Annotated in this window: 29 protein-coding genes and 1 pseudogene; 15 read left to right on the top strand and 15 right to left on the bottom strand. The window is 60.4% G+C overall.

Annotation, left to right across the window (positions count from 1 at the left end):
• Positions 1-59: 59 nt before the first annotated feature.
• Positions 60-887: a siderophore-interacting protein gene (locus ACSYDW_RS08740; RefSeq protein WP_438338332.1), complete on the bottom strand. Its 828-nt coding sequence runs from the start codon at positions 885-887 to the stop codon at positions 60-62.
• Between the two features lie 788 nt (positions 888-1,675).
• On the opposite strand from ACSYDW_RS08740, the gene ACSYDW_RS08735 reads away from it, so the two are divergent.
• The 5 genes from ACSYDW_RS08735 (at position 1,676) to ACSYDW_RS08715 (ending at position 4,337) form a co-directional block, all read left to right on the top strand.
• The gene (locus ACSYDW_RS08735; protein WP_438338331.1) at positions 1,676-2,317 is read left to right on the top strand and encodes a hypothetical protein; all 642 of its coding nucleotides are present in this window, start codon (positions 1,676-1,678) and stop codon (positions 2,315-2,317) included.
• Positions 2,310-2,564: a helix-turn-helix domain-containing protein gene (locus ACSYDW_RS08730; protein WP_438338330.1), complete on the top strand. Its 255-nt coding sequence runs from the start codon at positions 2,310-2,312 to the stop codon at positions 2,562-2,564. Before ACSYDW_RS08735 ends, ACSYDW_RS08730 begins: the two co-directional genes overlap by 8 nt.
• Before the next feature lie 140 nt (positions 2,565-2,704).
• Complete coding sequence (locus tag ACSYDW_RS08725; protein WP_438338329.1) at positions 2,705-3,163, top strand: DUF6278 family protein; 459 nt, start codon at positions 2,705-2,707, stop codon at positions 3,161-3,163.
• A gap of 218 nt (positions 3,164-3,381) precedes the next feature.
• Positions 3,382-3,717, top strand: coding sequence for a PadR family transcriptional regulator (locus ACSYDW_RS08720; protein WP_438338328.1), 336 nt, complete (start codon positions 3,382-3,384; stop codon positions 3,715-3,717).
• On the top strand, positions 3,714-4,337 hold the full coding sequence (locus tag ACSYDW_RS08715; protein WP_438338327.1) for a hypothetical protein: 624 nt from the start codon (positions 3,714-3,716) through the stop codon (positions 4,335-4,337). The genes ACSYDW_RS08720 and ACSYDW_RS08715 overlap by 4 nt, the downstream gene beginning before the upstream one ends.
• A gap of 230 nt (positions 4,338-4,567) precedes the next feature.
• Here the strand turns inward: ACSYDW_RS08715 and ACSYDW_RS08710 are convergent, their stop codons facing one another.
• Both ACSYDW_RS08710 and ACSYDW_RS08705 read right to left on the bottom strand, forming a co-directional pair.
• Complete coding sequence (locus ACSYDW_RS08710; protein ID WP_438338326.1) at positions 4,568-5,125, bottom strand: hypothetical protein; 558 nt, start codon at positions 5,123-5,125, stop codon at positions 4,568-4,570.
• A gap of 174 nt (positions 5,126-5,299) precedes the next feature.
• Positions 5,300-5,740: pseudogene (locus tag ACSYDW_RS08705) on the bottom strand (Clp protease N-terminal domain-containing protein); the annotation flags it as partial.
• 155 nt (positions 5,741-5,895) lie between these two features.
• Here ACSYDW_RS08705 and ACSYDW_RS08700 point away from each other — a divergent pair.
• Entirely contained in the window at positions 5,896-6,144 is a 249-nt protein-coding gene (locus tag ACSYDW_RS08700) for a hypothetical protein (protein WP_438338389.1), read from the top strand.
• Between the two features lie 180 nt (positions 6,145-6,324).
• On the opposite strand, the gene ACSYDW_RS08695 is transcribed toward ACSYDW_RS08700, so the two are convergent.
• Entirely contained in the window at positions 6,325-6,747 is a 423-nt protein-coding gene (locus ACSYDW_RS08695; RefSeq protein WP_438338325.1) for a hypothetical protein, read from the bottom strand.
• Positions 6,748-7,093: 346 nt separating this feature from the next.
• On the opposite strand from ACSYDW_RS08695, the gene ACSYDW_RS08690 reads away from it, so the two are divergent.
• Positions 7,094-7,795, top strand: a complete 702-nt coding sequence (locus ACSYDW_RS08690; RefSeq protein ID WP_438338324.1) for a GNAT family N-acetyltransferase — start codon at positions 7,094-7,096, stop codon at positions 7,793-7,795.
• A gap of 90 nt (positions 7,796-7,885) precedes the next feature.
• Here ACSYDW_RS08690 and ACSYDW_RS08685 read toward each other — a convergent pair whose 3' ends face one another.
• The 4 genes from ACSYDW_RS08685 to ACSYDW_RS08670 form a co-directional block, all read right to left on the bottom strand.
• Positions 7,886-8,209 carry a hypothetical protein gene (locus ACSYDW_RS08685; protein WP_438338323.1) on the bottom strand — a complete coding sequence of 108 codons (324 nt, stop codon included), beginning with the start codon at positions 8,207-8,209 and terminating at the stop codon, positions 7,886-7,888.
• A 528-nt stretch (positions 8,210-8,737) separates the two neighbouring features.
• Positions 8,738-9,154, bottom strand: a complete 417-nt coding sequence (locus ACSYDW_RS08680) for a hypothetical protein (protein WP_438338322.1) — start codon at positions 9,152-9,154, stop codon at positions 8,738-8,740.
• 306 nt (positions 9,155-9,460) lie between these two features.
• Positions 9,461-10,126, bottom strand: a complete 666-nt coding sequence (locus ACSYDW_RS08675; protein WP_438338321.1) for a leucine-rich repeat domain-containing protein — start codon at positions 10,124-10,126, stop codon at positions 9,461-9,463.
• A 376-nt stretch (positions 10,127-10,502) separates the two neighbouring features.
• Positions 10,503-11,405 carry an EamA family transporter gene (locus ACSYDW_RS08670; RefSeq protein WP_438338320.1) on the bottom strand — a complete coding sequence of 301 codons (903 nt, stop codon included), beginning with the start codon at positions 11,403-11,405 and terminating at the stop codon, positions 10,503-10,505.
• Positions 11,406-11,450: 45 nt separating this feature from the next.
• Between ACSYDW_RS08670 and ACSYDW_RS08665 the strand changes: the two genes are divergently transcribed.
• From ACSYDW_RS08665 to ACSYDW_RS08645, 5 genes are all read left to right on the top strand, one after another.
• Positions 11,451-11,939, top strand: coding sequence for a MarR family winged helix-turn-helix transcriptional regulator (locus tag ACSYDW_RS08665; protein WP_438338319.1), 489 nt, complete (start codon positions 11,451-11,453; stop codon positions 11,937-11,939).
• A 225-nt stretch (positions 11,940-12,164) separates the two neighbouring features.
• The gene (locus ACSYDW_RS08660; protein ID WP_438338318.1) at positions 12,165-12,875 is read left to right on the top strand and encodes a hypothetical protein; all 711 of its coding nucleotides are present in this window, start codon (positions 12,165-12,167) and stop codon (positions 12,873-12,875) included.
• The gene (locus ACSYDW_RS08655) at positions 12,865-13,944 is read left to right on the top strand and encodes a peptidoglycan-binding domain-containing protein (protein WP_438338317.1); all 1,080 of its coding nucleotides are present in this window, start codon (positions 12,865-12,867) and stop codon (positions 13,942-13,944) included. The genes ACSYDW_RS08660 and ACSYDW_RS08655 overlap by 11 nt, the downstream gene beginning before the upstream one ends.
• Complete coding sequence (locus tag ACSYDW_RS08650; protein WP_438338316.1) at positions 13,941-14,585, top strand: ABC transporter ATP-binding protein; 645 nt, start codon at positions 13,941-13,943, stop codon at positions 14,583-14,585. Before ACSYDW_RS08655 ends, ACSYDW_RS08650 begins: the two co-directional genes overlap by 4 nt.
• Positions 14,582-15,685, top strand: a complete 1,104-nt coding sequence (locus ACSYDW_RS08645; protein WP_438338315.1) for an ABC transporter permease — start codon at positions 14,582-14,584, stop codon at positions 15,683-15,685. The genes ACSYDW_RS08650 and ACSYDW_RS08645 overlap by 4 nt, the downstream gene beginning before the upstream one ends.
• 324 nt (positions 15,686-16,009) lie before the next feature.
• Here the strand turns inward: ACSYDW_RS08645 and ACSYDW_RS08640 are convergent, their stop codons facing one another.
• From ACSYDW_RS08640 to ACSYDW_RS08620, 5 genes are all read right to left on the bottom strand, one after another.
• Positions 16,010-16,438: a hypothetical protein gene (locus ACSYDW_RS08640; protein WP_438338314.1), complete on the bottom strand. Its 429-nt coding sequence runs from the start codon at positions 16,436-16,438 to the stop codon at positions 16,010-16,012.
• Positions 16,439-16,713: 275 nt separating this feature from the next.
• Complete coding sequence (locus ACSYDW_RS08635) at positions 16,714-17,043, bottom strand: hypothetical protein (RefSeq protein ID WP_438338313.1); 330 nt, start codon at positions 17,041-17,043, stop codon at positions 16,714-16,716.
• 189 nt (positions 17,044-17,232) lie between these two features.
• Entirely contained in the window at positions 17,233-18,018 is a 786-nt protein-coding gene (locus ACSYDW_RS08630) for a hypothetical protein (protein WP_438338312.1), read from the bottom strand.
• 416 nt (positions 18,019-18,434) lie between these two features.
• On the bottom strand, positions 18,435-19,070 hold the full coding sequence (locus ACSYDW_RS08625) for a hypothetical protein (protein ID WP_438338311.1): 636 nt from the start codon (positions 19,068-19,070) through the stop codon (positions 18,435-18,437).
• Entirely contained in the window at positions 19,067-19,663 is a 597-nt protein-coding gene (locus ACSYDW_RS08620) for an RNA polymerase sigma factor (protein WP_438338310.1), read from the bottom strand. The genes ACSYDW_RS08625 and ACSYDW_RS08620 overlap by 4 nt, the downstream gene beginning before the upstream one ends.
• 570 nt (positions 19,664-20,233) lie before the next feature.
• Between ACSYDW_RS08620 and ACSYDW_RS08615 the strand changes: the two genes are divergently transcribed.
• The 3 genes from ACSYDW_RS08615 to ACSYDW_RS08605 all read left to right on the top strand — a co-directional run bounded on the left by ACSYDW_RS08615 (position 20,234) and on the right by ACSYDW_RS08605 (position 21,803).
• A complete protein-coding gene (locus tag ACSYDW_RS08615; RefSeq protein WP_438338309.1) occupies positions 20,234-20,884 on the top strand; it encodes an aminoglycoside phosphotransferase family protein in 651 nt (216 codons plus the stop codon).
• 210 nt (positions 20,885-21,094) lie between these two features.
• Complete coding sequence (locus ACSYDW_RS08610; protein ID WP_438338308.1) at positions 21,095-21,415, top strand: hypothetical protein; 321 nt, start codon at positions 21,095-21,097, stop codon at positions 21,413-21,415.
• A gap of 61 nt (positions 21,416-21,476) precedes the next feature.
• Positions 21,477-21,803: a hypothetical protein gene (locus tag ACSYDW_RS08605; RefSeq protein WP_438338307.1), complete on the top strand. Its 327-nt coding sequence runs from the start codon at positions 21,477-21,479 to the stop codon at positions 21,801-21,803.
• A gap of 267 nt (positions 21,804-22,070) precedes the next feature.
• Here the strand turns inward: ACSYDW_RS08605 and ACSYDW_RS08600 are convergent, their stop codons facing one another.
• Both ACSYDW_RS08600 and ACSYDW_RS08595 read right to left on the bottom strand, forming a co-directional pair.
• A complete protein-coding gene (locus ACSYDW_RS08600; protein ID WP_438338306.1) occupies positions 22,071-22,574 on the bottom strand; it encodes a hypothetical protein in 504 nt (167 codons plus the stop codon).
• Positions 22,575-22,679: 105 nt separating this feature from the next.
• Positions 22,680-23,303, bottom strand: a complete 624-nt coding sequence (locus ACSYDW_RS08595; protein WP_438338305.1) for a maleylpyruvate isomerase family mycothiol-dependent enzyme — start codon at positions 23,301-23,303, stop codon at positions 22,680-22,682.
• Between the last annotated feature and the right edge of the window lie 310 nt (positions 23,304-23,613).

Here is a 23,613-nt window from a genome sequence, read left to right as displayed (position 1 = left end):
AAGGCGAGCGAGCACGGCGGCCACCCACACATCCCCCACCCGAGCGCCAAAACCATCGACTAGTGCCCCGCGCTGTACTTCCAATAGCCACAGAAGGTGATGTTGCACTTGGGAACCCCGGACGCCACCCAGTGGCGGCGCGCGCCTGTGGCCATCCCAGCCTCGCCTACGGCCCAGGCATAGAACTCCCCGGAAAAACTCGGCTCTCCCTTGAGCGCCTCTAGCGCCAGCCGCCCGGGCACCCCCGGCCCCTCGCGCACGAGCCAGCGAACTTCGACACCCTCAGGTGCATCGATCTCGCGTATATCACACTCGTCCAGAACCTCCAGATACGCTGTCCCCGTCACGGCGCGCGGCAGAGAAGCCAGCACACCGGCCGCAGCGGGCAGCCCGGTTTCATCGGCGACGATCACCACACACTCGATGCCATCGGGCGGATTGAAACCCAGCCCCTCGTCAATAAATGCGACCCGGTCGCCCGGCACTGCATCGAACGCCCAACCCGCCGCCGGCCCCAGGGCGCCATCCGGCGAAGCATGGATCACGAAATCGATGTCCAATTCGGGCCCCGATGGCCCCGAGGGGCGGAATGCCGCGACGGTATAGTTGCGCAGCATCGGGCGAACACCCTTGGGCAGGGCAAGGTACTTCAGATATGCAAGGGTATCGAGCTTGGCAGGCACCCTTTCCAGGCTTCCCGCCGGAGACGGCAGGAAGAGCCGGAACCACTGGTCGTAGCCCAGCGGCACAAAGTCCCCCAAGTTGCCGCCGCCCAGGGTGACCCGCTGGAAGCTATGGCTCAGCCGGGTGCTGCGAAGCACCTCGGCGCGCACGAGCCCCTCGGTACGCGCCGCCACGCGCATTGCCGCCATATTGGTCTTTGCCATGCTGATAGGTCCTGTCTTCGAGAGTGGTGGTTTCCAGGCGAGCCGGGTGCCGCCTCACGGGCGCATCCAAAGGTGTCGGACCGATATTCGGCAGCGCAGCCCTGCCAGACACGGCTTCGCGCCCGTTCGGAGGGCTGGCAGTTGGCCTGCCTCCCGCTCGCACTCAATAAACTAAGCTTAGCTTTACCTAAGTTCGCATACTTGAGTTTCGCGGCCGTGTCTCAATTCGGGACGCGTGCGGGCATTCGGCCAGTCAGGTTGGCGGCCCGAACGATGCTGCTATCGCGGCGCACGGGTCCGTACCGCATTCCATGGCGTCCAGCAGCGCTTTGCCAGTTCGCTCATAGGGGCGCAACATATCGTTCCCGAAGGCCGCCAGGGCATCGCGCTGGCCGGTGAGATCCTGCCCTTCCATGGACACGCGCGCGTAGCCTTCCAAGATTCCTGGACATGCGTTGCATATAGGGACCGCGCACCGGGCAGTTCACCGAACACCCCATACGGGACTGTCGACGGCCCACGTTCGCAACGATGCATGTCAGAGGCAGGCATGTCCGGCGGAAGGACCGGCATACGGGACGGTTGGCCCACGTCCACGCAGTCCCCTACTGGCCCCTACAAGGAACACGGCGCTGGTGCGCAAACCGAAAACGATTAAGGAACAGCCTCTTTGCATAAAGGAACGTCGGCGCACTTGTCCCTACGATCGCCGACGCAGGCTAGTTGCAGAAAACCTCAATCAAGTTTATTGTTTATCGATAATATCGAAAATCAATAAGGGGAGCTTCATGCAGAACGTGGTTGAACGTCCAAAGAGCAACATCAGGGCCACCAAATTCGCTGTGGTGGCCTTGTGGCTCGTCGCCGGCGGAGCACTCATAAGCAATCTCGGCCAAATGATCACCATCATTACCGGACGGTTCCTGTTCACCTTCGGCGACATCGATCCCCGGCTGCCACTTTCCACCCTCCCGCAATTGCTGCAGGCGGAGGTCCGCGACGGAGGGGCCGGTTACTTGGTCGATGCCCCCTTGTGGCTCCGGCTCCTGTGCGCTTCACCCTTGGCCGCACACATGGCAACGGTTTTGCTCGCTGCATTCCTTATTACGGGGATCATCCAGAGAATCGCTGCCGGGCAGCCTTTCAACGCCAGTGTCCTGCACAACTGGAAATGGCTAAGTGCCGTCCTCATAGTGGGCGGCACCATCCAGGGTGCGCTCGATGCCATGGCCGGCCGGAGCATTTACACCCTCGCCGGCGACTCCGACGTAGCCGGACAATTCCCCTTGGGAGCCGATTACATGGCCATTGGTGTCGACCTGCCGCAGTGGCCAATCCTGATGATGCTGCTCGGTGTCATTGCGGCAGCCCTTGCAATCGCATTCCGATCCGGGGCGCGCTTGGAAAGCGAGGTTGACGGAGTTGTCTAACTCCCAAAACGGCACCGAGTCACTTGTCCCCGCCGAAGAACACCTTATTGAATGCCACCTCGGCGAGGTACTGATCAGCCGAGGAATGACGTTGACAGAGCTGTCCAGGCGGACAGGAATCACCATGGCAAATCTTTCAATCCTGAAAACAAACAAGGCCAAGGCAGTCCGGTTCACCACGTTGACAGCGATCTGCATTGAGCTAAACACCACCCCGGCCGAACTTTTTACCATCAAGCATCCATAACTTCGCGCTGGGTACCATCCGGGATTTGCTTCTGCAATGCAAGCTTAAAAGAGCTCGAAAATTCTGTCCGCTCAGCGTTCGGCATACGGTCAAGATAAACGGGCAATCCAACTACCCGCGACAAGTCATAGGATGTTGGCGTGAACGACCCAGTAGACCCTGCAGAACCGCTGCAAAAACCGCCAGCGCCACCACCCCGGTACTTCAGCGAATACCAGCCGGTGGACCGGACCGAGCAGGCTCCTCCGCCAACCAGCGTCGGCGGCTATGACGAACTTCGCCAGCACATCCGGGGACGGGGCCAGGAGTTGCCACGCACCCGCGACGGCCTTGCCGCGATCGATGCCCTGATCGACAGCACCGTCGAGGACGAGCTGGCAGATCTTGCCCACCCCATCGGTATGTTCTACGGAGATGTGCTGACACACAGCATTCCCGACGCACACTGGGAGGTAACAGGCGGCTCCCCCTGCGTCCAAGTCACCAGGACAGTCGCCATTGACGTCATTGGAGTTGCCCAACGACGCCTCGACATCGGATACCCCAGCCTCGTGCAAAACTATTCCCACGTTCTTGAGCAGGTCGACCGCGACGCATAATGCCGTTCATAGATCGTCCCGCTCCGGGTTTCTAAGAGACAGATAAATGATGTAGCACCGCCGAGCAGTCATGCTGAACTTTCCGACCCCGGATCGGGCCCGTTTCGCTCCGGAATGCCGGGTGCGGCGCCTTTCGGCCCGCATCGCTGAACAGTTGATGGCCAAGGTTTCTCAGGCGGGAATTTGACTTCTAGATCTATATAGCTAGATTAGTTGACATGGAGAATTTGGGCCGTGTAACACCGGCTACCGCCTTGGTGCTTGGAGCTTTGCTATCTGCGGATCGAATTTGGGGGCTGCAAATCGTCAAGGATACGGGGAAGAAGCCGGGAACCATTTATCCAATTTTGGATCGACTTGAGGCAGCAAGGTGGATTGTCGGCGAGTGGGATACGGAGGAATCCAGAAAAGGTCCGCGCCGCCGCTACTACAAGTTGGTTGCTGAGGCCCGACCGTCTGCGAGGGCGTACGTGGAGATGCAGCGCACCAAGGATCAGCCAGCGTCTACAAAACTTTCACCTGTGGGTCACCAGAACGCAGGTTGCACGGCGTGAAGTGTGAGAAGTTGATCCTCGCCGCGTGCCTTGCCCTCAGTCCGGCGCAGTCCCGGGCGATTCGCAAGGAACAGTGGGCGGCGGACTTGCGGGACTGTGCAGAACTGGAAATCTCGCGGTCTTCACTGTTGATCGGTGCCCTGCGTTCATCAACCACGGCCAGGATCCACAACATCATTGAGCGAGGCAGCAAGACGCCATCGCTCGCAACCAAGAGGATAGACATGAGATCAGCAATCGGCATACTCGCGCTGGGATTGACCATCGTCGGCGGTGCCGCCGTTGGCATCCGGGAAGCGCTGCCCCCGGTTCAGGACAATCCCTATGCAGCGCAATCGGCCACAGGCAATGCGACTCAGGACAAGAGTGTTCCGAGTGAACGGGATTCACTACTTTTGCAGCCAGAGACCCTCATCGTGAATACGGACAGTGAGAATGTGCTCGACGCTTTTGACCGGGGAAGGGACACCGGGATGCAAGTTACTTTGGTTTCAGATAAGCGCTACAGCGTAACCATCGACCCGTCCATGTCGATGGATTCGGTGACCATCGTTGACCCCAAATCAGGCAACATTCTCGACAGCTTCCCGATGAACAACAATGGCCTGCTGCCTCGCTAAATACTTCAGCCCATCTAGCGCAGCAAGGGACGCTTCGGCCTAAAATCCCGACGCCTTCGGGCCAAAGATTCCCCAACGGTTGCCTCGTCTTGGAACAAGGGAAGGGCTGAACCACGTCAGTGTCCCGTAGAGCGTTCCGATTGCGGTATGGCCGTGTTGTGGAGTCGGCTTCTGACAACAGAGGAGGCTGGAGAAAGCCTGCCGCCATCGGCTTCACGCCCTTATGCATCTCAGGAAAACGCGAGTGGATAATAGCTGGTGATGTTTTCGGCCGTGTATTTACGGCCGTTGTAGTGGAGCTCGGTGACGACGCATTTCGAAAGGTCGATGATCGCGTACCCTCCGCCGTCCAAGTAATCGGGCGCATCCTTGGGCGTGAAATTCAAACGAATCATCCCTGCCTCTTCTGACATAACTGCCACGACGCGTTGACCGTCCCGGTCTCCTCCCCAAATCGGCAGGTCCAGTGGGCTGAACATAGCCAAGACAGGCGGAGCCGTTGGGAACAGGTCATGTCCTTCAACACGCACCTGCGCCTCACCCGGATCCTGACGAATCAGAAGCTGACGCCCTGGGTGATATGTCATCGACAGCTGCCGAGAACTTTCGCGACAGGTCAACTCATACCGGTCTTCGTCAGGTCTGGCAATGACTTGGTATTTCCGATGGGCATCGTTGCTAAGCAAAGGATCCTCATAGACCGTGGCTCCAAAGCAGTTCTTATTTTTATTGCTCCGAAGCGCTCCGATCAGATCCACCAAATGTCCAAGATCGTTGTTGTACACCATGAGTTTTCTCCTTTGGACCGGGTGACATCACTGTAGTGCACAGGGGACCGAAGAACTTGTCCCGCAAACCGTTCCTCCTGCGGACGCGAAATCGCAGTGCAGTCAGTTTAGAGAACCACGACCGTCCACAACGCCTTCTATGCCACTCGATTAGTCGTCGTCCGGTCCGTCGTCCTCGTAGCCGGAGAGTATTCGGATGGCCTGCTGACGGACCCGGTTAGGATCGGCGCCAAGCTTCACCAACACCTGCACGCCAACCCCCTCACCCTCGCGGATCAGGCCCAACAAGATGTGCTCGGTGTCAATGTAGCCATGACCCAGCAGCCGCGCTTCTCTACGTGAGAGCTTCAGTACCGTCTTGGCACGCGGAGTGAAAGGGATAGTCGTACCGCTGGTGGTTTGCTGTCCCTGACTAACGATCGCCTGCATCTGCTCCCTGACGCGTTCCAGTGAGATATTCGAAGATTCAAGGGCCTTCGCAGCCGCGCCGCCGCCTTCACGAATAAGGCCCAGCAGGATGTGCTCGGTTCCGAAGTGATCGTCGTTGCGTACGCGGGCCTCTTCCTGGGCCAGCGCAACGACCCGACGGGCCCCGTCCGTAAACTTCTCAAACATTTCGTCACTCCCCGAGCTACGTCGATACTCCAAGGCTACGCAGTTGTTGGTCCTCGTGGGTTTTTCGTGCCGTTCAAGATTCCACACTCGGCACCGGCCGGCTACTCACTACTACCGCGCTTCGCACGTAGAGTGTGGTCAGGGGCTTGGAAAACATGAAAGTCTCCGGCGTTGATCCGCGCTATGTCAGTCAGGAAGATCCAGAGCCCGTATACCGGGTGGATTTCTGGGACGAAAACCACGCCAGCCACGAGAACCGCATCGAAAATGCAGACAGCATCGTCGACGTGCTCGCGTGGGCAGAAGCCAACCGCCACGGACGCGACGTCGTGATCTGGGTTGAGTACCGCTATGAAGGCGGAACCGGCATGGCTCGGCTCCACGGATGGGAGCCAGCAGACTAGGGCTCACCTTCGGCCAAAGACCCCTATTTCCAGGGGTGACTTCGTAGGCGCTCCACGGCACAGAGAACAAAACACGTTTCGAACCACAACAGTGCCCGCTCAGGGTTCCCAATCTGGGAAGCGGATGTGGATTCCTCGCGCGGACACGCTGGTGTGCCTAGCTCCACAAAACGGGAATCGCTACGTCCCCGATTCGTATGTCGCGAGTAGCGTTCCATCTTCGGTGGATACGGTGCAAACCACGGGTTGCAAGTCATCGAGGGTTACGAGAATCCCGTGGTAGATGCATTTGTCTGAGATTCTTCCGAGGACCTCGTCACTGGGGTTTGCTTCGGTGACGACATTGATCCTGGTTTGCCATGCTTCGGTATTTGCAACGACTGCTGACTTGACGGCAGGGAACTGCGCAATCTCATCGGCAAGCATCTGTTCCTTGTCTTCCAGGGTGAGCGAGAGTTCGTGGACCCATTGCCCGATCAAGCGAAAAGGCTCCGGCGTTCTGTCCACCCCCACGGCAGCGACAACGCCCAGCAGCGCAGCGCAGAGAAGAACCATGCCCACGATGACCGCAAGCATTTTCGCGATGACGAACCCGGGCTTCATGGTTCCAGCCTACGACAATGTGCCAGGCCCGGCGGCTGGACCTTTCCCGAGCCGGCCAGGAGGAAGCCTCCCGGCATACACTGCCAACCGGATGGCGGGAGAATGGGTACCCACCACCTCGGTATGGGCAAAACTGGAAGTTTTAGCCAGGCATGGACCAACGCCCGTCCCTGATACCGCTCGAACGACGACCGTGACCTGTTGAATGCAGCCGCCCGGTTAGGTTCCCGTGTGAAACGGTGTGCAGCGCAAGCCAGGGCGTTTGGGGATGCGACATTTAGCTCTGCAAAAAATGCGACATTTAGCGGTTGAAATCCACACATCTCGAATCCGCTAGTCTTTCTGGATGAAGCTAAGATCTAGCACCATCACAAGTATTCAATTGGCTTGGGCGCAGATCCTTGGAGTCTCCACGGATGCTCTGGAAATCGAAGGCAATCGCGTGTATCGCGAAAAGGACGACAGCGCCCTGCTCATGTTTGTTACATTGTTCGGAACTGGGATTCTGGTAGGCCCTTCCTGGGCAATAGAAGCAGCCCGAGACTTGACGGACGCCGAACTTGCCAGTCATGCAAAACTGATGGAGATCAGCGCCCCATATGGAGGCCAAGCTCTCGGCGAAGCGGAGCTATACTACTGCGATACAGTTCCACCTCTTCCGACTCTCCGCACGACAGCGAGCCGCCAGCAAGAGCACGCTATCGCACTGGAGAACATCTGCCCGCCCGATGATTCGGCAGAAGTTGGCTTGAGCGAGATGGAGAGTACGTTTGTCCTACTCAGCGATTCCTACAATGGGCCACAACCGCTGGCAGGCGCCGGTTATGACATTTGGGACGGAAGACTGGCTCACCTCGGAGTCCTAGCAGCACCCGATAAACGGCAAAGTGGGCTCGGTTCTAATGCTGTTGCAATCGCAATGGAACAAGCAATGAACTCCGGTCTCATTCCGCAGTGGCGCGCCCGCACGGACAACACCGCTTCGATTCGCACGGCACTCCGCGCAGGATTCGAATATGTAGGAACCCAATCCAGCGTTATTCTCTAGGCATATCCCTCCGAGTGCCCGCAGGAGGTTCCGCACTGCGGACGCTCCAGTGCCGTCCAAGCGACCTTGGAGCGGGTGATGCAGGTTTTCCTACGATGCGACATCGATCCAAACCGAAGCCGCCGTGGTATTGGTGGCCAGCTTCAGTTCCCAGCACCCCGGCGCAGCGAGATTGAAGCCGGTCCCCCACTCCCGCCCCGGACGAAGAAAGTCGCTTGCGGAGTGTTCCTGCGGACCCCAGGTCAACCCAGTCTTCTCACCATCTGGTGCCACAACACTCACCCGCAGGTCCCCTTCACCTGGCATCCGCCAGACCACCTTGAAATCCTCACCAGCGCGTACCGGAATGACAGTCTCGGCCATGATCAAGCCATACAGGGTCGTATCCTCGCCCTGTTCTGGGGTGCCCTGCACTTCGGGACCATCCATACGGATCGGTGAAGCAGGTGAGCATCCGGGTGCACCCAATGGACCCAGCATCGGAGTGCCAACCGTTTCCGATGGAGTCGGTGCTTGGTCTGACTCCGGCGTAGTTGGTTGCGGTCCCCCGAGGTTCACGCACCCGGCGAGCAGCGCCATCAGTCCAATTGACATTCCGAGACCTGCCCAGCGCGACATCATGCTCACGACTATAAATGTCCTCGGCAACGGGCGAAACACCGCAATGAATCTAGTCAGCGGCTTGCGGAAGGTCCGACATGATTTGCTCGTCTAGCAGGCATGATCCGTGAAATCGCAGTTGGAGCTGGGCTGTTCGGGCCAAGTCGATTCAGTCCGAGGCAGCGGAGTCCAAGAATCATGGTTCCGCAGAGCGTTGGCTTGCGGGAATGTCAGACCGGCTCCGGTGAGTCATCCGCGGGGGCAATCCAACCGGCGTCTTGCCGCACCTGGCGTCCGCCGCGTCGCAGGCTAGCCGTGCGCCGGCATTCCGGAGGAGCCGCTTTAGTGCCCGGAAGCGGGCTGGCTTGGCCGTGGGTACGTGGTGACATTGCCGGGGTTCGTGACGCTGAGGCCCACATCGTTCACTGCCTCGACGGACACCAGGTCGTCGTCCATGTGGCGGACGCTGCGCACGATGTTGTTGGAAACGATATTCAGGTCGACAACGCCGTTCTCGTCGAACCCGACGTAGACCACCAGCTTGCCCTCCTCGGGGGACTCCCAGGACTTGACCAAGTCAAAGGGGTCACCCATCTGGTCAAGGTTTCGCGAGTTGTTGGCACCAAGCCATTGGTTGATCTTTTGGTCGGCCCACGCTTGGCGCTTGGCGGCCTCCGGGTCGGGCTTCGGGTCCACGGTGCATCCGGCAAGTCCCAGCAAGCCGATGAGCAACGCGACGGCAAGAGTCGTCTTCTTCAAAAGGGTTCCTGTTCTGGCGGGGTGCTGCTACCGATCCTACTCGTGAAACGAGGGTTGGCCACCGGAATCGGCCCACAAGACGACACAATCTGGGTCCTGCCTCCATCACAGGCCTTGTACTGGTACAGCGGGGCGCTAAGTACTTGATCATGATCGACTAACACAGGCGATCCAGGCAGGTCGGGATTTCGTCGGAAGACCTTCCGCATGCGGACGCGCGATCACAGTGCAGACGGCTTTGGACATCAGCCCTTTCGACTTAGTCGAAAATGACAGTGGGTGACCGAGCGTGGGCTTCACGCCGATCTAATCAACCCACCCACCAAGGCACTCGGACAGTTCCTCAATTTTCGGCCGCATCCCTCGAGATGCCATGACCCAGCTGAGTTTGAGATTCTTCAGACTGAGCAAAGGGCTGTAGTCCTTGCTATCGACGATAAGCCCTTGCAGCATTAGCTCCTCAAGCTGGGGAAGATTGTAGATGAATTCCAGCGAGTCTATGTGGGCTACTCGAAGCGAGTTTCCGTCGCCACCGAGGTGGAGGTTTCGCAGCGACGTCATGGTGCCTAGTGGACTCATGTCGTGTGCGTCGCGTAGTCCGTGGATTTGCAGGGTGCGGATTGTTGAGTTTCCAGTCAGCGGCTCCACGCTTTTCACTGCTGGAGCACTTTGGAATTTGAGGGTATGCAGATTGGGCAGAGTTGCGATTGGTGAGAGGTCCGAGTAGTCGCCCCACTTGAGTCTCAGGTCTTCCAGTTGTGTTTGGTGCTTGAGTGTTTCGAAGAGTCTCCGGGGAGTGCGGGTTGTGAAGTCAAGTCTCTTGAGCGGTGTGGGTCCCGACTCGAAGAAGTCCATCCATTCCTGGACAAGTTTCTTCTTCTGAGTCGCTGTCAGGGCATCGTTCTGAGTTGCTTCGACGCATATGGCTTCTTCGCCTGTGTACTCAGAGGGTCGTTCAATGGTTCTAGGCACATTCCAATTCATTCGGGTCCCCTATTCGTCCGTTCCATCTTTTGAAAAGCACTCTCGTCCTATTGAACATGACGGAAATATCAAGTCCGGGAAATGGACAGTGATTCGCACGGGTAGGCGCTGATCAGCCCTCAGATTTCGGCGTACATCGTGTTCACTTTCGCGGACATCTTTGTTCTCACCGATTGACCGGTCGCTGAAAGAACGGCGAAAGCAATCACCAGTAAGGCATTGAATCGCAGACATCCACTACTGAGCGTCCCGGTGAAGGTTCCCCTTGAGGGTTGGCAAACGGGCACATCCGGTTGCGGCTCGATAGAGTACATGGCGTTCCGGACTTGTCGGATCACTCCCATCCGCCAGGCCAACGGAACGGCTACAGGGAACGCCTCCCGTCGAGTGCGAAGAACTCGACGGGAGGCTTCGCATTCTTGGCGACGGTCGCGGCAGCGATGGAACCCAGGACGATGAGGACCCCCAGCATCTGCATCGGGGACAATACTTCCCCGGCGACCACCCACCCAAGCAGTATCGCCACCACAGGGCTGAGCAGCCCGAGGAACGCCGTGGTGCTCGCGGGAAGCCGAGCGATGCCGCGGAACCACATGACGTACGCAAACGCGGTGCCAACGAGGGAAAGGTATGCGTAGCCACCAAGGTTCGACGCCGTCAGTGCAGCCGCGGGAAGCCCCTCGAACGCGAGCATGACCACCAAGAGGGTGAGCCCGCCGGCGATGAGCTGCCAGGCGGTGGTGGTCAGCGGCGGCGCGGGTTGCCCCCACTTCTTGGAAAGCACGATCCCCGTCGCCATGGAGAGGGTCCCGCCGACTGCCGCCAGGATCCCGATCGCATCCAACCGAGCCTGGGCCCGAAGCGTGATGAGGGCAACCCCGAACACCCCGGCAAGGCCGGCCGCCACGACGCGGGCGGTCAACCGCTCGTGAAGGACCCGGCTGGCCAGCAGGGCGACAAGGAGCGGCTGGACGCCACCGACGATCGCCGCGACGCCGCCCGGAAGCCGGTACGCCGCAATAAAAAGCAGGGCAAAGAACGCGCCGATGTTGAGGATCCCGAGGACCCAGGACTTCCACCACCATTCGCCACGCGGCAATTGGCGGCAAACCAGCAGGAGCAACACCCCGGCAGGAAGCGCGCGCAAGGTCGCGGCAAGCAGCGGGCGGCCCTCGGGCAAGAACATGGTGGTAGTGAGGTACGTAGTGCCCCACAGCGCGGGCGCCACGGCGGTGGCCAGGACCAGGAGACTTCGATTGCTAAGCACTTAGCCATTCTAGCTAAGTGCTTAGCAAAAGCCTAGACTTGACCCATGACAGACCACGTGGACCGCATCCTTGAACAATGGCAGAGGGAAAAACCGGACCTTGATGCCTCCCCCATGGCCGTCATCGGCCGGTTGAGCCGAGCGGCGCTCACCGTCGAATCGAGCCTGGCGGACACCTTCGCGCGGCACGGCCTCGATGCTTCGTCGTTCGACGTGCTTGCCACGCTGCTGCGCAGCGGCGACCCCTACCGGATCACCCCGGCCGAACTGGCGCGGGAATCAATGATCTCCACGAGCGCCGTGGCACAGCGGCTGAACAAGCTCGAAGCCCGCGGGCTCGTGGCGCGCGAGGCAAACCCGAACGACGGCCGCGGCACGCTCGTTGCACTCACCGACACCGGGAAGGGACTCATCGAGAAGGCGTTGCCGGACCACCTCGAAACCGAACGAACCATCCTGTCACCGCTTAACCGCGAGGAACAATCGGTCCTCGCCCTGCTCCTCGGCCGGATCGGCGAGGTAGCTGGCTCCTGAGCAGGCAGCCCTCGCAAGGCTGTCCCAGTGAGCGTTCCTTGTGGCGACGTGGCCATACGCCTGGTTTCTGCAAGATCGTGCGACACGACTTCTGAAGCATCCGCTTTTATGTTGGGTGCCGGATATGGTGCTAATAGTGTAACGACCGTCACCACCGCGCCTATTGCCGCCGAATCACCCCTAGTCATTCGACCCTTAGCCGAGCCGCCCCCAGGAGGAAGCCCCGTGAGCAGTACCCCCAAGGTCCTGATCGGCGTGATCGCCGTATCGCTTGGACTCGCGCTTTCCGCCTGCTCGTCCACCGAACCCGGAGGCACGCACGAAACCCCGGCGCCGTCCGCGCCGCATGCAGCACCACGTGCCGCCTCTCCCGAGGCATCCGGTGGCGGCACCTCGGCAGACCCGCTCGATAACGGCGGGCATGCCGAATACACGTGGGACGACTACGTCAAGGCAAAACGCAAGATGAGCGGCCTCACCTCCTGGCCCGAAGTCGACCGCGTGCGGTTCATCTCCGAGGAGGAAAAAGCCGAGGTCCAGGCCGGGTGCCTGACCAACCTGGGGTTCCCCACCACCGTGGAGAGCGATGGCTCCTACCAGACGAACAGCACCACCGACCAGGAAGAATCCCTGGCACTGGCCAGCTACACCTGCGCGCTGCAATACCCCGTGGACCTTCGCTATGCCCAGGCCCTCACACGCACGCAGCTGCGAACGGTCTACACCTACTACAGGGACTCGCTGCTCCCCTGCCTCCAGGCCCAGGGACTGGAAACCGGCCAGCTGTCCAGCGAGGAAACCTACGTCGAGGGCGTCGCCACCGGGAACGCACCCTGGACGCCCTACGATGCGGTGGACCTCGCATCGGTAGACGTCAACGCCCTGAACAAGGCCTGCCCCTCGATGCCGGCCTCGGATGTGCTCTATGGGGGCTAGGGCGCGCAGCACCAACACGAACAAGCCTTGGACCAAGTACCTGGCCACCGGGCTGGGGATCGGCCTGGCCGCGGGGGCCGGAGGATGGGCCGTCGGCGCCACCCTCGTGGGCGGAAGCGCCGCGGCCCAGGAAGCGGATCAGAGCGTCTGGGTGCAGGCCAAGGAATCCTCCATCGGTTCGTCCCTGAACCTCTCCACCAGCGTCAAGCAACCTGTGAAGACCGTGGCCAGCAACCACCTCTCCGGCGTCGTTTCCGCGGTCTCCCCCGGTGAGCTGAAGCCCGGCGACGAACTCTATTCCGTGGCCGGCGTCGAGGTGTATGTGATCGAGGGCAAGACCCCTTTCTACCAGGACATCACTCCGAAATCCTCCGGCCAAAACGTCAAGCAGGTCGAATCCTTCCTCAAATCCCAGGACCACTTCCAGGGCGCCCCCGACACCACCTTTGACGCGGCCACCACGCGGGGAATCAAGGCCTGGCAGGCGGCCACCGGACAAAAGCCGGACGGAACCATCCCCCTGGGCCGAATGGTCGCCATCCCCGCACTGCCCGCACAGGTCGAACTCGCCGAAACCATCACCCCGGGCAGGCAACTGGCAGGCGGCGAGGACGCCGTGCTGGCGGCCAGCGGACAACGCACCTTCACCATGTCCCTCACCGCCGAGCAAGCCGCCCTGATCCCACAGGATTCCATCGTGGAAATCACCCACGAGAAATCAACCTGGCCCGCAACCATCGCCCAAACCACCACCGACGATTCGGGCAACCTCACCCACACCCTGACCGCACCGGACGGCGGGGAAGTCTGCGCCGGACAGTGCCGGGACCTTCCCTCCGGCAGCAACCTCACCCTGCGCTCCAAGGTCATCGTGGTCCCGGCCACCACGGGGACCGGAATCCCGGCCGCGGCAATCACCACCACAGCCACCGGCCAAGCCCAAGTCACCACAGAATCAGGCACGACCGACATCAAGATCGTCGCCAGCGGGCAAGGCATCGCGATTGTCGAGGGCCTTGAGCCGGGGACCACGGTCCAGGTCCTGGGCGCACCCGACGGGGCACCATGAGCACCCTCAGCGTCCACGACCTCGGATTCAGATACACCCGCGAGGGGGAAGAACTCTTCGGCGGCCTCAGCCACGAATTCACCCGCGGAAAGGTCACGGCGCTGACCGGCCCCTCCGGACGCGGCAAATCCACGCTGCTCTACGTCCTGGGACTCATGCTCACCCCCTCCCGCGGCGAAGTCATCCTGGACGGGCGGGCGCAGTCCTCCGAGTTCGATGCCGCACGCTCCCGGGTCCGCGCCACCGAACTCGGGTTCGTTTTCCAGGACTCGGCATTGGACCCCTCACGCACCATCCTCGACTCCGTCATCGAACCCTCCCTCTATGCCGGCATCAACCGCACCGAAGCCCTCAAACGGGCCACCCTGCTGCTCGAAGAGCTGGGTGTCGGGGCACGCATCGAGCACAAACCCGGACAGATCTCCGGCGGACAGGCCCAACGCGTCGAGGTGGCCAGGGCCCTGATCAACAACCCTGCCGTGGTCCTGGCCGATGAACCCACGGGAAACCTGGACCCCGCGAATGCCGCGGGGGTGCTGGACGTGCTCTCGAGCGTTGCCAGAACCAGGAAACGCACCGTGGTCATCGCCACCCACGACCCCTACGTCATCGGCCGCGCGGATGAGGTGCTCTCCCTGTGAACTTCCTGACGCTTCTGCACGAGGCCCTGGCAACCGCGTGGGCCAACAAGGTTCCCTCGGCCCTGATCTGCCTCATTGTCGCGGCCATGTGCACCATGACCATCTCCACCGTGGGCCGCACCGCCGCGGCCGAGGCCCAGGTCGCCGAGCGCATCAATTCCGCCGGGGCCAGGGAACTGGTGCTCAGCGACAAACGCGCCGCCGGCCTCATCGGCCCGGCCATCATCGACATGGCCTCCCGGCTGTCGGTCACCGACCGCTCCGTGGGCATCCAGTCCCCCGTCGACGTGAACAACACGGCGATCGGCGCCGGAGCGGCACCCGTCCCGGCGTGGCCCATCGTGGGCGACATCCACGCGGTGGCCGAGCTGCACCGCGGCCGCATGCCCGGCCCCGGCGAGGCCCTGGTCTCCACCACGGCACTGAAGAAACTCGGGCTGCAGCAACCCGTCGGGGCAGCCAGCCTGGCCAACGCCACCCTCCCTGTCGACTACGCGATCGTCGGCTCCTTCACCCCCAGGGAACCCTTCACCGACCTGGCCCAAGGCCTCGTCATCAAGGCACCCGAGGGCAGCACCGCAACCCACCTGCACGTCGTGCTCAAGGAGGCGGGCCAAGCGGCAACAGCCCAACGGGCCGCCCTGGGCCTGTTCGGGGAACTCCCCGACCCCGAATCCATCGGCGTCCGCTCCCCGATCCAGCTGGCCCAGCTCCACGACGAGGTGGTCGGGGACCTGGGATCCTTCGGGCGTTCCCTGCTCTACGGCGCGCTGGGCATCGGGGCCCTGCTGGTGGGCATCGTGGTCTTCGCCGACATCCTGGTGCGCCGCAAGGACCTCGGGCGCCGGCGCGCCCTGGGCGCCACCCGCTCAAGCATCGTCTGGCTCATGGTCCTGCGGACCCTGGCACCGGCGCTCCTCGGCGGCGCCATCGGATTGGCCGGCGGCATGCTCATCGCCCAGCAAGCAGGATCACTCCCGCCCCTGGAATTCTGCCTCGGCATCGTCATACTGGCGCTCCTTTCCGCGGGGATCAGCACCCTGGCCCCGGCCACCTACGCCGCACACAGCGACCCGGTCAAGGTCCTCCGCACCCCCTAACACCAAGCCCGCGGCATGATGCCCGACCGAACCACTGGGGCACGTGGCCAGTTCTTGCGCTGGCCCCCGGCGGCGGTTGCCCAAGGGACGATCCGGGGAGTGAGGGGGCTATCCGCTGAACACCGAACCTTGCGACAACCCGCAAACTCCGGTGGCCCTTGAAACCCTGTCCCGTAAATGGTCCGCTTGTGGCCTATCCAAACAATGAATGCCCAAGACTGGGTGCGCGCGCTCATCTGGCTCCCCAACTTTTAGCGGGGTGAAAGTGTGATCAGCGCGGCCAAAAAACAGGATAGCGAAATTGACGACGTTCCGGGACTGCCATCAGCAGCCATCAATTTGGCCCAAGCTCACGTCCAAATCCCAGAAGCTCGTGGCCTTTGCAACCGATTCATCCAACGTGGCCCAACGGATGGGATGCCTCTTCAGCCACTCGTTCTCTTCACCTGGTTCGAGCGACAAATAATCCCAATCGGTATCCCAATCGGGGAACAATGTTGCCGAGCCAGAATTAACGGCACGTATTGTGACCATAACGTCGAGATCTTCGGGTAGATGGAGCTTGCCAGAAAATTCGGGATCCAAATGGGTGAGTTTCCTCCTCGAGGCTTTAACCTCCACAAGGAGGGGTGTCCCTTCCGCCTTTCCCCCGGCGATCTCTCCATAGAAGGTCTTTGCGCCGAGCTTCAGGGCTTCGACGCTCGGACCCCTCAGATGGTCATTGTCGAACTTGCGCGTCCGCAAAAATCTCATGCAAGCCGTCCTCTTCTATCAATGGCACATTTGATCGCCATCACCTTCTCTACAAAATAGTGGTTCTTCGTTCCCAATGAAATGAAATATCCAACCTCATGGTCGAAGTCGCTACGTCCGACAGCCCCGCTAGAGGTTCCGCGTGCGGACGCGAAACCGGAGTGCGGAGGTCTTTGGACAGACGGTGCAGCCACCTTCGGAATACGACAAAGGACTAGCTCATCACCATCCCGTTTTGAGCAACGCGAGGACCTCCAAAATTCAGGGGTCTAGTGCTAGGCGTTCATGCGATCAGCTGCGCCGAGCAATTGAACGTACAGGAATGCAGAGACAGCAACTGCCGCTAACTGGATCAGCGTCGCGTAGAGCATTGTCCAATAATCGAGTCGAGTGCGTTGAACCTCGTAGTAGCCGCGAAATTTGGTCGTCCCCCATACAAACACAACGAGGGAAGGCAGCAGGCCAAGGATCGTAACTACCAGGATCATCAACGGATGCGGATTGAACGCCATGAGACCGAACAACGTCAGCGACGCTAGTCCGCCCGGAATCATCCAACGCAATGCCTGAACGGGAGACATCACCGTCCACTTCCACACGTGCATGTCCCCTTTCTAGCAACCCAAGTATTCCCAACCAGACTACTCTGGAGATTTTTGAATGGGGCGGGAATCTTCGCTCCCTCACCGTCCCGTAGAGCGTTCCCCATCGGGCACGGAAGGGCTGCGTAGACGTCGTTTGAACGCAACCGCGATAGAAGGTATTCGCTTTCAGTGCTCGCCCTGAGCAAGAGCTCAGAGTTCGTCGAAGTAGGGTTCCTCGGATCCAGGAAGCAGCCGATGCGACGCAATGCTGAATCTCTCGTCCCAATCGTCTGGCCTGTGGGGCCACGCCTCAACCAGCCATTTTGGCGGCTTGGTCGAGTATCCGACGGTGACTCTTTTAGCTTCCAGGTCCCAGAACGACGCGCCCGGGTCGAATAAGCGAACCCCTTCAAAATACAGGTACTGAAACGGGCGGGTCTTTGACGCTTGCACGATCCCCTTGAGCGAGCCAATCATGATGAAACTTACGACCTCGGGCCAACCGCCAGCAGGTGCCACGACCGATATGGTCCCCGACTGATAGATCGCGACCTGGTCCAGCTGGCTCAGCCGGTCCCAAGCTGTGGGATCTGAGGCGCTCTTCACGCGTCGCAACTCCACCTCGCGTACTGTTTCCGGCATGTGCTTGAGCAGATCGAGAGTTCCGCCTTCGATCTCGATATCTTGCAAGCGAGGAGACGCAACGAGCCGCTCGGTGACTCCTTGCGCGTACGGCATGAGCAATCGAGTCAATGCCATGACCCCACGTCCCGCACCGCCATAAGAAAGGACGCCGTCGCAATCATGAACGATTAGCCATGAGAGTAACGGCAGGTTCTCAATACCCGTCAAGTCAACGTTGCCGCCATCATCCAAGTCGATTGAAACAGCTTGAACATCCGGCGCAATGGCACCGATCTCGTCCGCGAACAATCCAGTTTCGGGCAGCCGTCGGATATTGGCGAACCGAAGCCTTGCATAGGCGTCCTCGGACATGCGGACTTTTTCCACTTTGTTGTTCCAAATCAGCCCCGAAGCCGACTCATGCCTAACCGACATATCCGTCCTTCCCCTTGCATTCGCATTTTCGCCGCTTCGGCACGACTATAGCTAGTCACACCCCCAGACCTCAGGAACCATGCTTGTTGTCCCCGGTTGCTACACACCGCAAGCACTGCCATTACCGCCCTACGCCGGAACCTTCCTGGCCCTCAAATACGAGATCAGATGCCAGATTACAGCCATGACGGGCTATATCCTGATGTCAGGAATCCTGTGTCTCGTGTGGCATTCCACTTCTGACTAACGCCAAGCATGTGCCGGTTAGCGTTAGGTTTCCGGTCCCCGCTCTCCTTTGCTGCAATGACTCGAATCCAGTTCCGCCCCGAATCAACCGATGCGTACCTTGGTTCCTAGTTCTCAAGCGCCGGGATCTGGAGTCTGGCGCAGACGCTCTTGTCACCCGGGATGATCGCCACCTCGTCGTCCACGACGCAAGCCGTCAGTTCGGGGACGTAGTGCCCCGGGCCCAGTCCACTTTCCTCGGGTGGCGTATAAAGCTGGCCGTATTCGTCGCGATAGATCTTCCCGCTGTTCAGGCCTGGCGGCGGCTGGGGGAAACCCTCGGGAACCAGGTGGTCCGTGATGCCCTCAGGGTTCATCATCCCGGAGTCCCAAGAATCGGCACACAGGGCGACCGCGTCCTTCACCTGGTCCGATTCGCCGGGCTTGGGTTCGATCCCCGCTCCCATGTACGGGTAAAGCTGGTATCCGGGATCCTCCGCATCCCCCTCCTTACCCGGAACGAAGCGGGAGGCCGTGAGGTCCGCGTTGTAGTAGCAGCGGATCATCGCCTTGTCTTCAACGGGCTTGGACGCGATGTAGTACGCGGAACCGGTTGCGGCGAACACCAAGGCGCCGGCGGAGACCAGGACCAAGGGCTTGCGGTGACGCCGGGGCCTGCATTGCGCGCGGGAAATCTCATTGACCAACACCGAGCGCACCTGGGTACGACGTGCCGCCGAAAAGCGCCGTTCTTGGGGATTCATGGCCGACTCGTTTCTGGAGAGAGTTTCAACGAATACTCGGGATTTGGCTCGGAAACAGCTTTCAGCTTCTTTCGTGCGCGGTTGAGCCTCGAACGAACGGTCCCCACGGGTGTGCCCAGCGCACGGGCGGCGTCGCTGTACGTGAAATCGAACATCAGGCAAAGCACTACCACTGCCCGCTCGGCCGCGCTCAGCCCGGCGCCGTCAAGGAGCCTGCCCGAGAGGACTTGTGCATCCAGCACCTCGGCAACTTGGGGTTCGAATGCCGTGGTCCCCTCGTCACAGGGCAACTTCTCAAGGAATGCCCGGTAGCGCTTTGCCGTCCGCGCACGGTTGAGGTTGGACTTGGCCGCAACCCCGATCAGCCACGGCAGCAGCGAATCATGCTCAAGCCTGATGGTTCCGCGTTTGCGCCACGCTTCCATGAAAGCGATCGAGACCAGCTCTTCGGCATCATGCCACGACCCGCAGGCGCTCAGGCAGAACCTGAACAGGACGTCGGCGTGGCGATCGAACAGGGTCCCGAAGGCATCCGAGTTGCCCGCCGCACATCGGTCCCAAAGGTCCTGATCGTTGCCTGGTAACTGGTTCATATCTAGTAGTGTCCACCACCGCGAAAAAGGTTCGCGGCAGGACCCGCGCTCCACCGTCTACCCGTCAGTCCCCTTCGATGAACCGTCCGCAGAAGCCACGTCCCCATCATCGATTGGGGTGTTCGCGGGAAATCGGGCCCGGCAATCTGTTGCTTGCTTCGCCTGCAGGAGGTGCCCCGCACACCGTTCGTTCTGCGGGATGCGTTTAGGTCGGCTTTGGGCTGCCGAAAGCCCAAGTGGCCACATGATCGTCGGCTACGGTGAATAGGTGAATACAGTCAAAGGCTCTTTTTCGCGGCCGCGCCTCATGGAGGTAGCACCCGCGCCAGTGATCGAGCACGTGGCCGATGTGCTTCAGAGCTCGATCGTGCGAGAACAGCCCGCCGCCGCGGGCTACACGGCGTCGGTGGCATCCGTGGTTACCGCAGCGTCCGGTGCGAAGGCGTTCGTGAAGGCCGGACCCAACGAGAACGGATACGGCGCGGCCGTTACCGCCGGCGCTGGGTTGGCCGCGATCGTCGGCGATCTTGGACCCCGCTGCTTTCCTCGTTTGAGACAGAAACGTGGAGTGTGGCCGTCTATGAACTAGTGCCCGGCGAAGTGATCACCGAATGGAGCGATGCAGACGTAGACCAGCTCGCAGACCTCTCGCACCGAATGCAGGATCGCATGGCTCCAAGCCCTCTTCTCGATACCGAGCCCTACGCCCTGGCCTTCGCACCGCAGCTGGGAACTTGGCGGGCGCTACGTCACGGCGAGCCGTCCGGCGCGTCCACGGTGGAACATGTCAGGGAACTCGACCTGCCGTACGGGTTGCGCGTCGAGATGCTGGCCGAGCTGGAGGCGGAGTGGTTCGCTGCCCTTGAGCCAGGAACGGCTCTTCAGCATGGGGATATTCGCCGCGACAATGTTATTCGTGAACCGTCAGGCAGACTGTGGTTGGTGGACTGGACGCACCGGTGGACGGCCCCTGGGTGGTCCGACTGGGTGAGGCTCGCCCCGGACGTCGCCGCAAGCGGTTTCGATCCCGAGGTCGTTCTGAAGAACTCGGCATGGTCAGACATCGATGATCACGGGGTAAACGTGATGTTGGCCGGGCTCGCTGGGCGATGCTGGCGAGATGGTCACCTCCCCGATATCCCGGGTCTCCCACAGCTCCGACCAATGCAGCTGCTCCAAGGCGACATGACCCTGCGATGGCTGGCAGAACGTACTGGCTAGTCATCAGTTTTTGCGCTGAATGTCTAGCGAGCGCAAGCGCACGTGGACAGGCGTTCCCGAGTCTTCAAAACTGTCCCGGTGAACGTTCCCGTTACGGACCACCGTTTATGCCGGGCACCAGGCGGTACGTCTTGAGATCGCGGCGGATCCGCAGACACACTGCCGACAATTCAGTTTCTAGACGGCAGGCAGACGGACTACGGTAAATCCATGGCAGAACGCATTATGTACATCCAACTCAAGACCGGCTACAACACCGATCGTGGACCCGCCTGGATTACTCGTGTCCGGTTCTCGAAGTCTTGGAGGACGGCATACTTCCGCGGTCGTGCTCTCAGCCATGTAGCAGGAACCTTCGACTCAAATTTCGTCGACCCCGAGACCGGAGACGAGTACTGGATTTCCGGCCCGAAACGAGACCGCACAGATGGTCGCTACAGCAACGCCCAGCCTTCAATCGATGCTGATGTGCTGGACGAGTATCAGGCCTTCCTCGCCGGAGCGCCGTTGCCCGGCAGGGAAAACGGCTGAGTGACCACCCAGGCGCCCCAGTGAGCGTTGGCACACGCACAGGTAGAAGAGGGATTGGAAGATGAGGGAATCCAAGAAGATGAATCTCTTATTCGAGCGGCTCGAATCGATTCAGTCAATGATCTTTCCCCCGACCTTGTTTGACGAAAAAGTTGAACGCGAGCTGAATCTATCTGAGGAATTTGTTGATTCATGTGTCATTGCCTATGGGCTCGTTGATGAACTACTCGCCATCGTTGCCGCGAGTCGAACAACGTACGCGGATGTGATTGCCCGTTGGAAGGCAATTGAGTCTGAAGCAGACGACAACGAGTACACGGAACTGTCGAAATCCGAATTCGGTCGAGTAGTGATCCATTTGATCGAATCAGCCATACGCCTGAAATAGCAATTGAATGGAGCCACGCCTACCGCGGAGGACAGAGACTTCGTGTTGTAGCCGCGTGCGTGCCTTGCTGCTTCAACTGTGCGGTCATTGGCTGTGCGATTAGCGTCTCCGAGGCTAAGGAATGCTCGACGAAGCTAGCCCAGTTCGTTCATGGCGGCCCGAATATTCACCAAGACCAGACGCCAACCGGAGCCCTGGCGGCTTTGCCAGGATCGCATACATCGTCCCGCTGAAGGTTCGACTTGCGGAGCCCTGACACTGGAGCGATTAGATGTGAGCCGCGAAAATCATTCGCCCCCGGTCGAGGACATCAGCGATGAGACGGCGCTCCACATCGCTGAAATATGGGCTGTAATGCTCCCCCGCTGGTGTGACGCTTTCCAGATTATTACCCCAGAAGAGTTTGTCGTAGCAAGTGTCCAAGCTCGGAGATCGGGATTCCAGGGCGGGGCCGACACTGCGCGCAATATCGTCGAACAGATTCCACGCATTCAAGACCTGAGCACAGAGATCGTCCGACGTCGGCAGCTCCAGCAATCTCTCCAACCCATCCAATTTTTGAACATCCCCGCTGTCCTCCTCCAAGCTCAGGCCATACTGGTCCGCTACGACAGAAAACTCCTCTGGCGCACGGACAACGACGACTCTGTCGTTGTCGACGAGAACACCATCGGTGTCCCCCTCGACCTCTTGGGTTCCATCATCGGTCTGCCACACCAAACCCAGCGCCTGGCCACGAAACTGAACCCAGTGAGGGTACGAGATCTTCATCCCCGAATCCTATCCACAAATCAGCCCAACTACTCAGCCTTGAATCCGTCCCCCTGTCGAGCTCCTGAGCAAGAACACTGTTCCGGTTGACGATGGTCTCGTGGCTCACCAGGGAGCCAATGTTGCCTCCACGTCCAACGGTCCGCGTCCGGCAAGCCACGCCATAAACGAGCGTCGTCCAGCGGGTGACCCGATTCGCTCGGGAACAGTGGACAGCAATACCGGCAGATCCCACGCGACATACTCATCCGGCCAGTCCAAGGGCGTGTATCCAATCCCCAGGTCGACGTGGTGCATTTCCACTTCGCGGAGCCTGTGCGCCGGACAGCCCGCTGCACCGTAGTGCCCTCCACCGCGGAAATGCCCATTGGGCCATCCTGCAGCGGCGGACAAATCGAAAACTTCTTCCAGGTGCGACATGCTGGTCTGAAGGTCGGCGATGATCTCATCGTACGATCCTCCGGCTCCGTCCTCGATCTCTCGCCGACGCTGATCCTCGCCGCTTGCGTACTTCGGAACATCCTGCCCGTTCAGGGCGCCAGAGAGGCGACGAGCGTGCGCATCGGCGTTGCGGGCCAGATGAGTCAGGACATGCCCAATGGTCCAACCGGGCAGAAGGCTCGGCGAACGGACTTCATGCTCTGTCAGGCGTTCCGCACGGCTCATCAAACGTGCCTGTGCTTCACGGCAGAGTTGGGATGCACGTGCCGGATTGCTTTCAAGATTCACAGATACATCAACCTCTCACTTGGCCACACGCTTGCAGACGATGCTCCCACCGACTCATCCATCTTCACAGATGGGGCAATGAAGAGCCGGCTACTTCCGCCCCCCCCCCCCCCCCCCAGAACGGTTGTGTCGTGGTTTGGTGCCCGCCCGGCAAAGTCCAAACCTTGAGCTGTCCCGCTAGTCGTTCCCGGTGGGGCTCCGTCGATGTGTGGAGAATAGCTCCGCCATGCTGGTTCCGAGGCCCGGCCTGCCGACCGTCTTGCGAGACAGCCCTGCGTACTTATCCGGGCATAACCCTTTCAGGACGGTG

It is taken from the genome of Paeniglutamicibacter selenitireducens, from assembly GCF_051550675.1.
In the GTDB taxonomy this organism is placed as follows: Bacteria; Actinomycetota; Actinomycetes; order Actinomycetales; family Micrococcaceae; genus Paeniglutamicibacter.
This window is presented reverse-complemented; position numbering and strand designations above follow the sequence as displayed.

Coding starts and splice junctions, on each gene's coding strand:
- ACSYDW_RS08740 (WP_438338332.1), bottom strand. CDS start 887: ATGGCAAAGACCAATATGGCGGCAATGCGCGTGGCGGCGCGTACCGAG.
- ACSYDW_RS08735 (WP_438338331.1), top strand. CDS start 1,676: ATGCAGAACGTGGTTGAACGTCCAAAGAGCAACATCAGGGCCACCAAA.
- ACSYDW_RS08720 (WP_438338328.1), top strand. CDS start 3,382: ATGGAGAATTTGGGCCGTGTAACACCGGCTACCGCCTTGGTGCTTGGA.
- ACSYDW_RS08710 (WP_438338326.1), bottom strand. CDS start 5,125: ATGGTGTACAACAACGATCTTGGACATTTGGTGGATCTGATCGGAGCG.
- ACSYDW_RS08700 (WP_438338389.1), top strand. CDS start 5,896: ATGAAAGTCTCCGGCGTTGATCCGCGCTATGTCAGTCAGGAAGATCCA.
- ACSYDW_RS08695 (WP_438338325.1), bottom strand. CDS start 6,747: ATGAAGCCCGGGTTCGTCATCGCGAAAATGCTTGCGGTCATCGTGGGC.
- ACSYDW_RS08690 (WP_438338324.1), top strand. CDS start 7,094: ATGAAGCTAAGATCTAGCACCATCACAAGTATTCAATTGGCTTGGGCG.
- ACSYDW_RS08665 (WP_438338319.1), top strand. CDS start 11,451: ATGACAGACCACGTGGACCGCATCCTTGAACAATGGCAGAGGGAAAAA.
- ACSYDW_RS08655 (WP_438338317.1), top strand. CDS start 12,865: ATGGGGGCTAGGGCGCGCAGCACCAACACGAACAAGCCTTGGACCAAG.
- ACSYDW_RS08650 (WP_438338316.1), top strand. CDS start 13,941: ATGAGCACCCTCAGCGTCCACGACCTCGGATTCAGATACACCCGCGAG.
- ACSYDW_RS08640 (WP_438338314.1), bottom strand. CDS start 16,438: ATGAGATTTTTGCGGACGCGCAAGTTCGACAATGACCATCTGAGGGGT.
- ACSYDW_RS08635 (WP_438338313.1), bottom strand. CDS start 17,043: ATGCACGTGTGGAAGTGGACGGTGATGTCTCCCGTTCAGGCATTGCGT.
- ACSYDW_RS08630 (WP_438338312.1), bottom strand. CDS start 18,018: ATGTCCGAGGACGCCTATGCAAGGCTTCGGTTCGCCAATATCCGACGG.
- ACSYDW_RS08625 (WP_438338311.1), bottom strand. CDS start 19,070: ATGAATCCCCAAGAACGGCGCTTTTCGGCGGCACGTCGTACCCAGGTG.
- ACSYDW_RS08620 (WP_438338310.1), bottom strand. CDS start 19,663: ATGAACCAGTTACCAGGCAACGATCAGGACCTTTGGGACCGATGTGCG.
- ACSYDW_RS08610 (WP_438338308.1), top strand. CDS start 21,095: ATGGCAGAACGCATTATGTACATCCAACTCAAGACCGGCTACAACACC.
- ACSYDW_RS08605 (WP_438338307.1), top strand. CDS start 21,477: ATGAGGGAATCCAAGAAGATGAATCTCTTATTCGAGCGGCTCGAATCG.
- ACSYDW_RS08600 (WP_438338306.1), bottom strand. CDS start 22,574: ATGAAGATCTCGTACCCTCACTGGGTTCAGTTTCGTGGCCAGGCGCTG.